General features: G+C 72.3%; 14 protein-coding genes. 6 read left to right on the forward strand and 8 right to left on the reverse strand.

Features of this window, described 5'->3' with window-relative positions:
• Positions 1-3 precede the first annotated feature (3 nt).
• From ABZ374_RS07395 to ABZ374_RS07410, 4 genes are read left to right on the forward strand one after another with little or no spacing between them, the layout of a single operon-like run.
• Positions 4-465, forward strand: coding sequence for a hypothetical protein (locus ABZ374_RS07395; RefSeq protein ID WP_360307510.1), 462 nt, complete (start codon positions 4-6; stop codon positions 463-465).
• The gene (locus ABZ374_RS07400; RefSeq protein WP_360307513.1) at positions 465-1202 is read left to right on the forward strand and encodes a hypothetical protein; all 738 of its coding nucleotides are present in this window, start codon (positions 465-467) and stop codon (positions 1200-1202) included. Before ABZ374_RS07395 ends, ABZ374_RS07400 begins: the two co-directional genes overlap by 1 nt.
• Entirely contained in the window at positions 1199-3766 is a 2568-nt protein-coding gene (locus ABZ374_RS07405; protein WP_360307516.1) for an Hsp70 family protein, read from the forward strand. The genes ABZ374_RS07400 and ABZ374_RS07405 overlap by 4 nt, the downstream gene beginning before the upstream one ends.
• A 1-nt stretch (position 3767) precedes the next feature.
• Entirely contained in the window at positions 3768-4178 is a 411-nt protein-coding gene (locus ABZ374_RS07410) for a hypothetical protein (RefSeq protein WP_360307519.1), read from the forward strand.
• Positions 4179-4287: 109 nt separating this feature from the next.
• Here ABZ374_RS07410 and ABZ374_RS07415 read toward each other — a convergent pair whose 3' ends face one another.
• From ABZ374_RS07415 to ABZ374_RS07440, 6 genes are all read right to left on the reverse strand, one after another.
• Positions 4288-5163 (reverse strand): TauD/TfdA family dioxygenase, encoded by an 876-nt coding sequence (locus tag ABZ374_RS07415; protein WP_360307522.1) that lies wholly within the window; start codon positions 5161-5163, stop codon positions 4288-4290.
• Between the two features lie 406 nt (positions 5164-5569).
• Positions 5570-6493, reverse strand: coding sequence for a M56 family metallopeptidase (locus ABZ374_RS07420; protein ID WP_360307525.1), 924 nt, complete (start codon positions 6491-6493; stop codon positions 5570-5572).
• 4 nt (positions 6494-6497) lie between these two features.
• Positions 6498-6881, reverse strand: a complete 384-nt coding sequence (locus ABZ374_RS07425) for a BlaI/MecI/CopY family transcriptional regulator (RefSeq protein WP_360307528.1) — start codon at positions 6879-6881, stop codon at positions 6498-6500.
• Positions 6882-7002: 121 nt separating this feature from the next.
• Positions 7003-7509: a hypothetical protein gene (locus ABZ374_RS07430; RefSeq protein WP_360307530.1), complete on the reverse strand. Its 507-nt coding sequence runs from the start codon at positions 7507-7509 to the stop codon at positions 7003-7005.
• Between the two features lie 103 nt (positions 7510-7612).
• Positions 7613-8065, reverse strand: coding sequence for a hypothetical protein (locus tag ABZ374_RS07435; RefSeq protein ID WP_360307533.1), 453 nt, complete (start codon positions 8063-8065; stop codon positions 7613-7615).
• 180 nt (positions 8066-8245) lie between these two features.
• On the reverse strand, positions 8246-9418 hold the full coding sequence (locus ABZ374_RS07440) for an amidohydrolase family protein (protein ID WP_360307536.1): 1173 nt from the start codon (positions 9416-9418) through the stop codon (positions 8246-8248).
• A 203-nt stretch (positions 9419-9621) separates the two neighbouring features.
• Here ABZ374_RS07440 and ABZ374_RS07445 point away from each other — a divergent pair, with 203 nt between their 5' ends.
• Positions 9622-10779, forward strand: coding sequence for an acetamidase (locus tag ABZ374_RS07445; protein ID WP_360307539.1), 1158 nt, complete (start codon positions 9622-9624; stop codon positions 10777-10779).
• Positions 10739-11506, forward strand: a complete 768-nt coding sequence (locus ABZ374_RS07450) for an endonuclease V (protein WP_360307542.1) — start codon at positions 10739-10741, stop codon at positions 11504-11506. Before ABZ374_RS07445 ends, ABZ374_RS07450 begins: the two co-directional genes overlap by 41 nt.
• 143 nt (positions 11507-11649) lie before the next feature.
• Here the strand turns inward: ABZ374_RS07450 and ABZ374_RS07455 are convergent, their stop codons facing one another.
• Positions 11650-14214, reverse strand: a complete 2565-nt coding sequence (locus ABZ374_RS07455) for an FtsX-like permease family protein (RefSeq protein WP_360307545.1) — start codon at positions 14212-14214, stop codon at positions 11650-11652.
• Positions 14215-14236: 22 nt separating this feature from the next.
• Positions 14237-14995 carry an ABC transporter ATP-binding protein gene (locus tag ABZ374_RS07460; RefSeq protein ID WP_026218223.1) on the reverse strand — a complete coding sequence of 253 codons (759 nt, stop codon included), beginning with the start codon at positions 14993-14995 and terminating at the stop codon, positions 14237-14239.
• Positions 14996-15032 lie beyond the last annotated feature (37 nt).

The raw sequence follows: 15032 nt of genomic DNA on the forward strand, positions 1-15032 counted from the left end.
GCGATGAGCGGCACCGCGAACGAGAGCGCCCGGGAGAACCCCTGGGCCTGGCAGGCGGGACGAAATCCCTACCGGGGCACGGTCTTTCAGATCCTGGACCTGGATCCGGAGCTGGCCGGACGGGCGGCGATCAAGGCCCGGGTGCGCAAGCGCAGACAGCGGATCGCCCGCAGCGCGGACCGCTTCCCCGTGCATGGACGGGTATTGAGCGCGGCCGAGGTCAACGCGGCGGAGGAGACGCTGGCCGACCCGGCCGGCCGGCTGCTCGCCGAATTGCTCACCCATCGGCCCGAGCGACCCGGACCGGATCCGGCCGAGCTGGCCGAGGAGTTCGCCGAGACCGACCCGCCGGAGTCGAGTGGCCCGGCCAGAATCGGGATCGACCGACGCGTGCTCGCGGGCCTGGTGCCGGCGCCCGCGCCGCGTGAGTTCGTACCGTTGTGGACGGAAGAAGGGGCGCACTGATGGCAGCGACACCCGAGCGGGGCTCGGTCGCGGCGGACCCACCGGCGGATCGCGCGAACGCCACGGCCGACCCCGCGGCCGACCCGATGGCGATCACCGAGACCGAACGGCCGGTCCCCGAGCGCCCGTTGGACCCGCCGTTCGCGCTCGTGTACGACGCGGTGCGGGGGGCGGCGCGCGAACGCGAGGCGGGCCGCGAGGAGATGCGCAAACGGTTGGAGTCGACCCACGAGCGGTACACCGGCCTGGCGGCGGACGCCGCGGTCGCGCTGCACGAGCTGCGTGGCAGCCTGGAGGGCGAGCCGGTGCCGGGCATTCTCGCCTCGATCGCCCGGCGGTTCGCCACCGCGCTGGACCGGGCCGGGGTGCGATTCGACGACCCGGTGGGCGAGCCGTACGCGGCGGTGGGCCGTCGGGTGGACGTCGCGCACGCGCCCGACAGCGGTGACGAGGGCGCGATGATCGTGACCAAGACGCTGCGGCCGGGCGTACTCCTGGACGACGGCGAGGTGATCCGGCGTGCCCAGGTCGTCCTGGGCTTCGTGCCGACGCCGGCTCGGCGCGAGGACGCGGCGCACGCGCGCGGTGCCGCCGAGCACCCGGTCGACGTGTCCGACCCGACGGCGGCCGAGCCGACCCCGCCGCATCCCGATGCCACGAGCGACCCGAGCGACCCGAGCGACCCGAGTGACGTGAACGACGCGAACGCGAACGACGAAGGCGGTACCACCAGATGAGCATCGTGGTCGGCATCGACCTGGGCACGACCAACTCGTGCATCGCCATACCGGCCGACGCCGAGATCCCCGGGAAGGAGGAGTTGATCGCGGCCCGCCGGTTGCGCCCGGTCGGCGACTCGCTGATCGTGGCCAATCCGGACCGCTCGCCGACCACGCCGTCGGCGGTGTGGATCGACCCGAGCGGCCGGGCGATCGTTGGTCAGTTGGCCAAGAACAAGGCCCGACTGCCGGGCGCGCCGCCCGCGATGTTCTTCAAGCGCAACATGGGCACCGACCGGGTGGTCACCGCCGGCCACGCCCGGCTGACCCCGCTGGAGGCGTCCACGCACATCCTGCGTCACCTCAAGCAGGTGGCCGAGGAGACCCTGGGCGTGCCGGTGGAGCGCGCCATCGTGACCGTGCCGGCGTTCTTCGAGACCCGGGCGAAGAACGAGACCACGCGGGCCGGGCAGGCGGCCGGCCTGGAGGTGGTCGAGACGCTGATCGAGCCGGTGGCCGCGGCCCTCGCCTACACCCACGAGCGGGCCCGCGAGCTGACCGAGCCGCAGACGTTCCTGGTCTACGACCTCGGCGGCGGCACGTTCGACACCTCGGTGGTCACCTGGGACCCCGAAGTGGGCTTCGAGAACCGCTCGTTCAGTGGCGACCGCTATCTGGGCGGGTTCGATTTCGACCGTCGGATCGTGTCCTGGATCGCGGCCCAACTGCCCGAGTACGACCTGGCGATCGACACCGAGGACCCCGCCGACGGAAAGGTCGAGGCGCAACTGCTCTCGGTCGCCGAGGGGGCCAAGCACGACCTGTCCCGCTATCCCGAGACCGAGATCGTCAGCCAGTACTGCGAGGACCGGCGCGGCACCCCGATGAACATCGGACTGCCGATTCGCCGCGAGGAGTTCGAGGAGATGATCGCGGACCGGATCCGCGGCACGCTGGACGACTGCGACCGGGCGCTGTTGCGGGCCGGGATGACCGCCGCCGACCTGGACGAGATCGTGATGGTCGGCGGTTCGTCCCGGATCCCGCTGGTGGCCACGATGCTCACCGAACACTTCGGGCGCGGGCCCCGGTTGCTCAACCCCGACCTGTGCGTGGCGTTGGGCGCGGCGCTCAAAGCCGCGAACGTGCCCAGCCGCAGCGGACACCTGGAGCTGGACCGGCCCGAGGCGCTGCCGCCGGAGACCGACATCGGCGGTCGGGTGCTGGCCGGGCCGCAACTGGCCTCGCCCGCGGGCGCGCAGATCCTGCTCGGTTCGCACGACGGGCGGGTGCAGCTGAGCGAGACCGCCGACGCCGAGGGCCGATTCCTGTTCGCCGACGTGCCGTTGCGCGAAGGGGAGAACGGCTTCACGGTGCAGGTGATGGTGAACGGGCGGGAGATCGAGGCCCGGCAACTGCTGATCGAATCCGACGGCAAGCCGCGTTCCGACGCGACCGGCGACGTCCTCGCACACGACTTCTCGGTCGAGTTGGTGGACGGTCTGCATGTGGTGGTCCGGGCCGGGACGATGGTGCCCTACCGCACCGATTTCCGGTTGGAGACCGCGTCCCAGGGGTCCAGCCTGCGGGTCGGCCTGGTCGAGGGTCTGGTACCGATCGGCGAGGTCTCGATCCGGGACCTGCCCACGGACGTGCCGGTCGGCTCGACCGTCGAGGTGACGCTCGAATTCGAGGCGGGCTGGAGCATCCGGGCCGAGGCGCGGCTGCCGCAGGTCGGTGCGGAGGGCAGTGCGGTGATCGACATCCCGCGTCGGGAGATCCCGGGTTGGCCGGAACTGGCCGAACGACACCGCCAGGTGCTGACCGGCTGGGCCGAGAAGCGGGACGCGATCCCGGCTGCCGACGCGATCCGGGTCGGGCCGGCGCTGGACCGGCTGCTCGCCGAGATCGCCGAGCTGGTCCGGGACCGGATCGACCCGGGCAAGACGCACCACAAGATCCTGGAGGCGGAGACCCTGGTCCAGGGCCTGCGGGTGGCCACCACGGCGGGCAGCGCGCTGAACCCGGCGATCGGCGAGTTCGAGGACAACCTGGCCTTCCTGGCCCGGCTGGCCGACCGACTGGTCGATCACGACCCGGTCGAGGCGGAGCGTTTCCGCGGTGCGATCCCCGGCCTGCGGGCGACGGGGCGGGCCGCGTACGCGGCGGGCAACAAGATGGACTGGCACCTGGCCAACGAGGCGGTGCGGGACCGGATCAACGCGGCCGAGCGCATGTTGCACGGCGGCCGTTCACCGCAGCAGTTCACCGCCGCCGAGTTCCAGGTCGCGGTGCTCCAGGAGGTCGAGTACCTGCGCCGCTCGATCCAGGAGATGGACCAGGCGTCCGCCGGCCGCCATCGCGCGGACGCGGACGGTTACCTGCGCGAACTGGACACCATCGCCGAAGACGCGGCCGAGGTGGACGTACGCGACGAGGCGGCGGGCAATCGCCGACTCGTGGAGATCTATCGAGGTCGGATCATGCCGCTGCGGGCCCGCGCGGACCGCTGGATGGAACAGATCCGGGAGGGCTCCCCGCACATCGGGCTGCGGCTCCCGAAGAGCTCCCTGGAGAAATGACATGGCGTTCGCGATCACCTGTCCCCTGTGCCGCCGCCGGATCGCCGACCTGACCGAGCGCTGTCCGGCGTGCGGTGGCGATCTGGGCGCGCTCGCGGGCCTCGTCGAGTTGGCCGACCGGCACTTCAACGACGCGGTGCGAGCGGCGCGTGCGCGCCGGTGGAACACCGCCGCCGAACACCTGGCGGTCACCCTCGCCCTGAACCCGGCCGACGCCGAGGCGCGCGGATTGCTCACCAAGGTCCGCTACCACCAGGACCCGAAAACCCTCCCGAACCGCCTGTGGCACAAGGCCCGCACCCACCTGCCCTACGGCGAACGCCTCCCGGTCTCGCTCCCCCGCGAAGCCGAGCTGCGTCGCCTCCTGGACGAGGCGGGCCGACGGCTGGCGACGGCACGAAAGTCGGGCTGACCACGGACCACGAACGCGGCCGACGCCGGTGCTCGGCCGTGGTCGGCTCCTGCGCGCGAACGCCGGCCGGGCACGAATTCGGCCCGGTCGGCGTTCGCGGCCGGCCGCCCTACGCCGCGGGCTTCAGCACTCGGCTGCTGTTCCCGTCCACGCCCACCGGAACGTCACCGTTGATGGTGACCCGGTGCAACAGCCGTCGCGTGGCGCCGAAGTCGCCGATCACCCGGTGCTGGGTGGCCCGGTTGTCCCAGATCGCCACGTCGCCCGTGCGCCACTGCCACCGCACGGTGTTCTCCACCCGGGTGACGCGGTTCTGGAACAGCTCGATCAGCGCGGTCGAGTCCTCGGCCTCGAAGCCGACCAGTCGACGTACGAACGCCCCGACGAGCAACGCGCGTTCGCCGGTGATCGGGTGCACTCGCACGAGCGGGTGCTCGGTCTCGTACACGGTCGACTCGAACAGCTCGCGATAGTCCTTCTGCGCCTCGGAGTAGCGGTCCGGATCGGCCGCCGCGTAGTCGTACCGGTTGCTGTGCACCGCACGCAGCGAGTCGGCGAACGCCTGCAGCGGCGCGGGCAGATCCCGGTACGCGGTCGCGGTGTTGGCCCACAGCGTGTCGCCGCCCACATCGGGCAGCCGCACCGCGCGCAGGATGGACGCGAGCGGATACGCGGGCACGAACGTGACGTCGGTGTGCCAACGGTCGGCGACCACCCCGTGGTCGCTGTCGATCGGCACGATCAGGTCGCCCTCGGCGGACGCGGTCGGATGCCCGATCGGCTCGCCGAGCAACCGGCCGAACGCGAGCTGACCCGCGTCGTCCAGGTGGTCCTGGCCGCGGAAGAAGATCACCTTGTGCCGGTGCAATGCGCCGCGGATGGTGTCCACGGTGATCGCGTCGAGGTCGCCGCCCAGGCGAACTCCCTCGACTACGGCCCCTATTCGGGCGGAGACGGGCGATACGGCGATGGTGGTGGCAGTCATGAGTGCGGTGTCCCTTTCGACCTTCAGATGGAGGAAGACGTCATCCGAAGCGGGCGCACGCGGCCGCGGACCGCCGAGCGGATCGGCGATCGAGCATGGTGACGGTCCGTCGACCACGGGTGTGGCGAAGGTGACGAACCGGGGCCGGCGTACGCCCTAGCGACAGCGCGTGCCGGGCGGGACGGGCAGGTGGGTGATCCGGTGTCGACGAATCACGCACGCGACGACATGACCGGCGATGCCGGCCGTCCGCGTAGTCCCCGTGATCCCCACGGCATGGATTCTGGCCACACACCCCCGCGCCGGTCAACCGTTTACCAGCACGCGGACCCCGCCCACCGGGCCCGGGCAGGTATCGCCACGCCCGCATCGCGCATCGTCGGGACGCGTATCGCTCGGGGCGATGTCACAACATGTGGTCGGCCGTCAGGAGGATGGCGTGCAGGTCGATGGCGGCGTCCCAGGTGGCCCAGGTGGAGAGGGCGGCGCCGCCGAGGGCGATCAGGGTGGCGGCGCCGGGGCGACTCCACGGGGTGGGCCAGCGGTCGGCCGGGGTCGGCGCGAGCAGGGCGGCCACCCGACGCGGGACCGGGCCGCCGGTCGCGGCCATCGCCCCGCGCGGTGTGACCGGGCCGGCCAGCGCGGCCTTGCCCACGGCGCGCGCCACCACCCGACGATCGCCCACCACACGCGCGGCGGCCTCGTCCGCGCAGCGCTCCAGCGCGTACGCGATCGCCGTGCGCATCGGCCGCAACAGCGGATGCGCGCACATCGCCAGTGTCGCCACCAGCAGCACCCGATCGTGCCGGCCGCTCAGATGGGCCCGCTCGTGGGCCAGCAGCGCCCGTCGCTCGTCCGCGTCCAGTCGGGCCAGCATCGACGCCGAGACCACGATCCGAGGTCGGCGGCCCGGCAGCGCGAACGCGGTCGGCGGGCCGGTCGGCAGCACGGTCAACTCGGTGTCGCCGGCCGTCGCGACCCCCGCGCGCAATGCCGCGAGCGCGCGCCGCCGCCGGTGCGACACGATCGCGACGCACACCAGGGCCGAGGCCAGCGCCGCGCCCGCCAACGAGCCGATCACCTGCACATTGGGGATCGAGGCCCGCACCTGCGGGTCCGACCAGTGGTCCGGCAGCGGTACCCCCGGGAGCTGCGCCGTGCCCACCACGGTCAGCAGACCCAGGCTGATGGTCGCGCACAGCGCCAACACGCAGGTCAGCGCCGTGAGCAGGACCACCACGCGGCGCGGCGCGAGGTGGTCGGCCGCGAGCCGGGCCACGGGAACCGAGGTTATCGGCAGCAGCAGGGGCAGGTAGACGATCCAACGCACGCGACTACGACCCGCCCTCTTCCAACAGCCGGCGCAGCAGCGCCTCGTCGTCGGTGGACAGGTCGGAGACGAACCGCGCGAGCACCGCCTGCCGGTCGCCCTCCTTGTCCAGCACCTGCCGCATCCGTCGCGCGGCGAGCCCGGCCTCGTCGTACACGGGCGCGTACACGTACGAGCGGCCCGACCGGGCGCGTTGGAGCACACCCTTGTCGTGCAGGCGGGACAGGATGGTCACCACCGTCGTGTAGGCCAGCTCACCGGACAACTGCTCCTGGACCGCGCCCGCGCCCATCGCCGTCGGCGACGTCCACAGCAGCGACAGGATCTCGGACTCCAACTCGCCGGGGCCACGCCGCGCGGACGGTCCGCCTGCTCTGCTTTCGGTCATTTCGGCCTCCGGTGGATGGGCACAACGCCCCGGCAGCCTAAACGGTGGTGTTCCGGGATCGGCGGCGCACACCCCTCCCACCGGCTCGCGGCGACGCCGGGGGCGCGCAGCCGAGCCGGCGTCAGGCCGCGCTGACCAGTGGCTTTCGCGGACCCGCGGTCGGGGCGCTCCCGGTCGGCGCGGCGGCGCGCTCCACCCGGATCGCACAGCCCTCCGCGCGCAGGGCGGCGACCAGCACATCGTGCCGCCGACCGCGCGCCGGCGCCGCGCCGGCCGGAAGCAGTACGGCCACCCGCCGCTCCGGCAACCCCCGCACGAAGGTGGCCAACGCCTCGACGAGCCGATCACGCTCGTCGTGGACCACGCTCAACGGCGCATCCACACCGGACGCGTCCCAGGCGGCCACCAGTTCGTCCCGCGCGGCCCGCTCGCCGGCCCGGGTGACATGCACGGCGATCGCCCGACCGGCCATCGCCCGAGCGGCGGACAGCGCGGCGACGGCGGCGACGTCCATCCGGGCGATCGGCACCACGACGGCCTGTGGATCGCCCTCGACTCGGCGGGCGTCGGCCCGGCGGATCGAGGCGGTGCGGCGGATTCCGGTGACCCGACGAATCGTGGCGAACATGGCGGCCTCCTTTCGACCGCTTTCAAGCCTCGCCCCGAATCGGGCCGCACGGCCCCCTGTTGACGCGCTCTTGGCGTTCGTCCCACCGATCCGAGCGCGTCCCTTACCCGGGCCACCCGCCGGCGCCCGGCACGTACGGGCTCAGCGACCAGGTGTTGTCACCGCCCCACACCAGGTGTTCGACCACCGCGACCCGGGCACCGGTGTCGGTCCGCACGGCGGTCAACACGATCCGATACACGCCGTAGAACTGCTGCTCCCGAGAAAACCTCAGGTCGGTCCACCCCTGACCGCCGAACACCGCGACGCGTACCGCCGCGTCGGTACGCGCCTCGCGCGAATGCAGCCTGCCGCGCAGGCCGTCCGTGTCCCGCGCGTTGAGCAGCCGGACGTACCGCCGCAGATACGCATCGATGGCACCCTCGTCGGGCTCCCGTCGCGGATCGTGCAGGCACGTGACCAGGGCGATGAACGCGATGAGCAGACCGAGCGTGACCGAGACGGCCCGCCGGGTCGAACGCGGCGAGAGGGGAAGCACATCCGATCGTGGGTGCACGTGGACTCCAAGGCCGGCGGCTTCGTGCGGAGCAACGCCCGAGCCGATGCCGCCCGGGCCTTCCCCGATGGGCACGCACGACCGGCGCCGGACGGTTCCCTTCCGCATCCGAGCGCCGGTCCCGCTCCGGGGCCGGAGCCGGTGTCCAGGGCGGGTCGTCGATCTCCCGGGTCGATACGGCTAGGCGGCCCTCGGGACGCCGGGCTGCCGAGCAGGAGGCGCGTTCCGGCCGACCACTCGTCCGCCGCGGATCAGGATGCGGTCCCGGGAGCGGGTGCGCAGGGCCTCGGTGAGGGAGGAGGCGCGGATCGCGAACAGGTCGGCCGCGGCGCCCGGTTCGAGGCCGCCGGGAGCCAGGCCCAGCACGCTTCGGGCGTGCTCGGACACCGCGGCCCACGCCTGGGCGGGCGGCAACCCGGTGGCGGCTGCCGTGGCCAACGGGTCGGCCAGGCCCATCGGATGGCCCGCGGTGCGCAGGTGGTCGCCGCCGGCCGCGACGGTGACGCCCGCCGCGACCAGTTCGCGGATCGGCAGTCCGCCGCCACGCTCCGACGGCAGCGCCACGACCCGCATGCCGGAGGCCGCGATCGTCTCGGCGACCCGCCCGAGGGCGGACGGCGCGAGCCGGTTCAGGCCGGCCAGGTGACCGGCCGTCACCGGTCGGTCGAAGCCCGACGCGCGCAGCAGTCGGGCCAGGTCGCCGACCGCGAGCAGCCGAGGGTCGAAGCCGTCGTCCAGGTGCAGGTCCAGCGCGACCCCGGCCCGGTCCGCGAGGCGCAACAGCCGACGGGTCTCCTGCCGGCAGTCCGGCGCGTACCCGGGTCGCCCGCCGAGCGCCGTCGCGCCCGCGCCCACCGCGTCCACGATGGTGCGGTCCGTCGTCCCCGGCACCGGGAGCGCGACGATCTGCAGGTCGAGCACCCGATCGAACTCGGCGCGCAGTTCGGCCATCACCTCCACCGCGCGCAGGGGTGTACGGCCCTCGCCGATGTCCAGATGCGTGCGCACCGCGCTCACCCCGTGCCCGGCCAGCGTGCGCAACGCCGCGCATGAGCGCCGCCGCAGGTCGCCGGGGTGATAGCGGGCGGGCCGGAGCAGCCAGGATCGCCACGCGCCGTCGCGCCCGTCCGGATCCGAGCCCACCGGCTGCCAGGTCGGCGCACGATCGAGATGGACGTGCGGCTCGGCGGGGGCCGGCAGCAGCAGGTAGCCGGTCAGGTCCGGGCCGGCGCAGGCTTCCCGGCTCAGCCGACCCGGCTCGCGCACCAGGCCGATCCGACCGTTGCGCAGCACCACGTCGCGCCTGCGTCCGTCCGGCAGCGTGGCACCGAACAAGGTGATCCTGTCGCTCATCGCTACCCCCTGGACTCGAATCCGCGCGGATCGGCTGCGTCCGTCGCGGGCCGCGCACCGCATCCTCGTGTCGCTCGCCCCACTGTGGCCCGGGGCTGTTGCGTCGGCGTTTCGACGTCGTTACGGAGCACCCCGAGTGGGCGAAACGGGTACGTAACGCGACCGACGCCGACCGGCAACGGCACACCCGTACAACCGTTTCCATGACCATCACCGAGGCGCCCCCCGTCGCCGTACCGGGCCCCGGGCGGCACCCGCGACACCTGCCGTCCCGGCCCGGCACCGTGTTGTGGGGTTGGCTGCCCGGCGCCCGGGACCGGCCCGTCCTGCTCGCCGAATCGGGCGAGACGCTGACCGTGGACACGGTGTCGCACGAGGGCCTGCTCGGCGAACAGGGCCGCGACCCGGCGGCCTTCTTCGGCCGGCACCACATCCCGGCCGACCGGGTGCCGGCCGACCACCACGCGCTCGCCGCGTCCGATCTCACGCACGATCCGGTCGTGGACGGCCCGCATGTGATCACCGGCCCGATCGCGGTGGCCGGCGCGCGGCCGGGCGACGTACTCGCGGTGCACCTGCTCGACCTGGCCCCGCGCACCGGCTACGGCGTCCTGACCGAGCGGCACGGCCGGGGCCGGGGCACCCCGCCGGTCACCGTGTGCCCGATCCGGGACGGCCTCGCCCGCATCCCCACCCCGGCCGGCGAGCTGACCCTGCCCCTGCGCCCGAGCCTGGCGGTCCTCGGCGTGGCCACCCCCGACGGCCTGCGCCGGTTGTCCACCCGGGCCGGGTCGCACGGCGGCAACCTGGACCTGCCGTTCCTGGGCGCGGGCACCACCCTGCACCTGCCGGTACGGACCGCCGGCGCCCTGCTCCACCTCGGCGGCCCACGCCTGGCACACGGCCGCGGTGCGGCGCTGGAGGGGCCGCTCAAGGTGACCCTGCGCGTCGAGGTGATCCCCTACGCGCAGGTCCGCACCCGATTCGGCAACCTGCGGCACCCGTTCGCGAGCACGGCGGACACGCTGATCCCGCTGGGCATCGCCGCCGATCCGGCCCTGGCGCTGCGTCGGTGCACCGCCCAGGGCGAGGAACTGCTGGTCGCCGGCCACGGCCTGACCCGCGATCAGGCCCGCACCTACCTGGGCGCCACCGCCGAGTTCGGCGTCGGCCGTACCGGCGCCCACGCCCGGGTGCCGCTGCCGGGCCGGCGGGCGGTACCTCCCGCCCGGCGCCCGGTCCCCGGGCCCGCCGCGTGGGCGGTGCCGACCGGCGACATCGAGCGGCTCGGTGCACCACCCGCGGCGATAGCGTTCCGGGATGAGCACTTCCTCGGCGACCGAAGCGGCCGGCGCGCCTGACGCGCCCGACGCGACCCGCGCGCCCGATGCGACCGACGCGACCGAGCCCTGGCCCCGGACGGTCGCCGAGGCGTTGGCCGTGCAGGACCGGTTGCGGCCGTCGTTGGACACCGTCGGGCCCGGGCCGGGCCCTCGGGATGTGCGATTCGTCGCCGGGTTGGACGTGGCCTACGCCGAGGACTCGGACGAACTGGCCGCCGCCGTAGTGGTGTTGGACGCCCGCACGCATGCGGTGGTGGAGCGCTCCGTCGTGCACGGGGTGGCGACGTTTCCGTACGTGCCCGGCCTGTTCGCCTTCCGGGAGGTGCCGGCGTTGTTGGCCGCGCTCGGACGACTCGGCACCACGCCGGACCTGCTCGTCTGTGACGGGCAGGGCCTGGCCCATCCGCGCCGGTTCGGCCTGGCCTGCCACCTCGGCGTGCTGACCGGGCTGCCGGCCGTCGGGGTCGGCAAGACGCTCTTCGTCGGCGCGTACGAGACGCCGGCGGTCGAGCGGGGCGCCGCGGCCGACATCGTGCACGAAGGGGAGGTGGTCGGGCGCGCGTTGCGCACCCGCGAGGCGATCAGGCCGGTGTTCGTGTCCATCGGCCACGGCGTCGACCTGGACACGGCGTGTGCGCACGTGCTGGCCCTCACCCCGCGCTACCGCCTCCCGGAAACCACCCGCCAGGCGGACCAGGTCTGCCGCCGGGCGTTGAAGACCCACCGGGAGACCGCCGGCGCGTAGCCCGCCCGAACCCGGCACCCCCCGTACGCGAAAGAGCCCCCGAACCACCTGCGCAAGGTGGTTCGGGGGCTCTTCGGTCACCGGCTCCCCAAGGGGGGAGGATGGGGAGCCGGCTGCTTCATGGGTGCGTCACCCGGGGTGGATCAGTCGGTCGCGATCGCCCGCAGGACGTTCATCCGCGCCGCCCGGAAGGCGGGCATCACGGCGGCCAGCAGGCCGACCACCGCCGCGGCGATCACGATGCCGATGACCGTGCCCCACGGGACCTCCAGGACGTCCAGACCCTGCTTGGCCAGCAGGCGCTGGGCGCCGATGCCCCACGCCATGCCGAGCGCGAGCCCGACCAGGGCGCCGAAGGTCGCGATGACCATCGACTCCAGGCGGATCATCCGGCGGATCTGCCGGCGCGAGGCGCCGATCGCCCGCATCAGGCCGATCTCCCTGGTGCGCTCGACCACCGACAGCGCCAGCGTGTTGATCACGCCCAGGATCGAGATGATGATCGCCAGGCCGAGCAGACCGTAGATCAGGTACAGGAACGTGTCGATCTGCTTGCCGATCAGTTCCTTGTAGTCGCTCTGGTCACGGGCCTTGACCTGCGGGAAGGGATCGAGCGCCGCCTTGAGCGCCGCGCCGACCTTCTTCTCGTCCTGACCGCTCGCCGCGTTGACACTCACGCTCTGGTACTGCACGTTCGGGACGAACTTCTTCATGATCGTGTTCGGGATCACGAGCGTTTCGCCCACACCGATGACATCGTCGGACTTCTTGCGGATCGCGCCGACCTCGACCGTGGTCTTCTGCCCGTTCGGGAAGCCGATCTCGATCTTGCCGCCGATGCCGAGGTGGTGGTCCTTGGCGAAGTCCTCGCCGATGGCCGCCTTGCCCGCCGCGATGGCCGCGTCCCCGCTGCCCTGGAGGTAGGTGGTCTTGAGCGTGGCGTCCATGCCCGGCTCCGAGCCGAGGATGAAGTCCTTCTTGGACTTGCCGTCCGCGGTGACCGTCGCGTTGCTCAGGGTCTGCGCGACCACCTCGCCGACGCCGGGAGTCTTGCGCGCCGCCTGGACGATGGTCTCGGGGAAGGTTCCGGTCAGCGACTGGATGGTGTAGTCGGCGCCCAGGGACTTGTCGATCTGCTTGTCAAACGAGGCCGACATCGACGAGGCCGCGACCGCCATGCCGCTGACCAGCGCGACACCGATCATGATCGCCGACGCCGTGGCGCCGGTGCGGCGCGGGTTGCGCAGCGCGTTCTCCCGGCTGAGCCGGCCCATCGAGCCGAACAGCTTCGGGTACCAGGACGCCAGCGCCGGGACCACCGTGCGGGCCAGCAGCGGCGCCAACACGATGAAGCCGAGCAGCGTGAACAGCACGCCCAGGCCCAGGAATCCGCCGCCCTGGCCGCCGTTCTCCGCGGTGGCCCCCGCGACCAGCGCGAGTGCCCCCAGGCCGAACAACACCGCGCCGATGATCGAGCGGGTCTTGATCGACTTCTGCGGCGGCGCACCCGCCTCGCGCAGCGCCGCCATCGGGGCGACCCGGCCCGCGCGACGGGCCGGCACGTACGCGGCGATCACGGTGACGATCACGCCGACCAGGTAGGCCACGATCGGGGTCGCGGTCTTGATCACCAGGGACGTGCCCTTGAGGTTGATCCCGACCGCGCTGATCAGCGCCTTGAGCCCGACGGCCAGACCGAGACCGGCCAGCAGACCGAGCGTGGAGCCGACCACGCCCAGCAGGACCGCCTCCAGCAGCACCGAGCGGTTCACGTCCGCCCGGCTCGCCCCGATCGCCCGCATCAGGCCCAACTCGCGGGTGCGCTGGGCGACCAGCATCGAGAAGGTGTTGAAGATCAGGAAGATGCCGACCAGCACGGCGACACCGGCGAAGCCGAGCATCGCGTACTTCATCACGTTCAGGAAGCCGCTCAACTGGTCGTTGGCGTCCTTGGCGGACTCCGCGGCCGTCTGCACCTCGAAGGTCTTCGGGTCGTTGAGCAGTTGCTGCACGCGCAGCTTGAGGTCCTTGTCGCTGACCCCCTGGGCGGCGGACACCGACACCGAGGTGACCAGGTTCGCGTCCCCGAGAAGTCGCTGCGACGCGCTCGCGTTGTCGAACGAGAGCAGCGCCGCACCGGGGTTGGTGGTGGTGAAGGTGACGATGCCGCTTACCTTGACCGGGAACTCGCCGTTCGGCGCGATCACCCGCAGCTCGTCACCGATCTTGACGTGCTTCTTGTCCGCCGTGTCGGCGTCGATCATCACCTCGGCCGGGCCCTTGGGCGCGGCACCGCTGGTGATCTTGACCGGCGTGCGGTCGGTCTCGAACCAGTTCGTGGCGATGGTCGGGGCACCCGAGGACGGGCCCACCGACTTGTTGTGCTTGTCGACCACGGTGAGCGACTCGAGGCTGACGTTGCCGTGCGCTTCCTTGACGCCATCGACCTTGGCGATCTTGTCGATCACCGATCGCTGCAGTGTGGGCGTCTCCCCCGTGATCGCGAGGTCGTCCTTGTCGAACTCGGACTTGGGCTTGACCGAGACGTCCGACGCGGTGGATTTGAACAGGTCGTCGAAGGTCTTGGTGATCGTGTCGGTGAATACCAGGGTGCCGGAGACGAACGCGACCGACAGCAGCACTGCCAGGGCGGACAGCACCATTCGCCCCTTGTGGGCGAGGAAACTGCGGAACGTGGCTTTCAACATGGTGGGGGGCTCTCCGCCTGTTTCAGCTGGTCCGGGCGCCGTCGAAGCGCTTCATGCGCTCCAGGACGGCGTCGGACGTGGGACGCAGCATCTCGTCGACGATTCGACCGTCTGCCAGGAACAGGACCCGGTCTGCGTAGGACGCGGCGTTCGGGTCGTGGGTGACCATCACGATGGTCTGACCGAGCTCGTTGACACTGCGCCGCAGGAAGGCCAGCACCTCGGCGCCGGAGCGCGAGTCGAGGTTGCCGGTCGGCTCGTCGCCGAAGATGATCTCCGGCCGGCTGGCCAGCGCGCGGGCACACGCGACACGCTGCTGCTGACCACCGGAGAGCTCACTCGGGCGGTGCTTGAGCCGGTCGCGCAGGCCGACGGTCTCGATCACGGTGTCCAGCCAGGCCTTGTCCGGCTTGCGGCCCGCGATGTCCATCGGCAGCGTGATGTTCTCCAGCGCGGTCAGCGTCGGGAGCAGGTTGAACGCCTGGAAGATGAAGCCGATGTTGTCGCGGCGGAGCTTGGTGAGTGCCTTGTCCTTCAGGCCGGTGATCTCGGTGTCGCCGATCCAGCTCTTGCCGCTGCTCACCGAGTCGAGGCCGGCGAGGCAGTGCATCAGGGTCGACTTGCCGGAGCCGGAGGGGCCCATGATCGCGGTGAACTGACCGCGACCGATCTGGACATCCACGCTGTCGAGAGCGACGACTCGGGTCTCGCCTTCGCCGTACGCCTTGGTGAGCTGCTGCGCGCGGGCGGCGATCGTGCCCCTGGAGTCCGCGTCGGTCATGGCAGCCGTGGCCGTGGTCACGAGTCTGTCCCCCAGA

Source organism: Embleya sp. NPDC005971 (assembly GCF_040629175.1).
GTDB lineage: Bacteria > Actinomycetota > Actinomycetes > Streptomycetales > Streptomycetaceae > Embleya.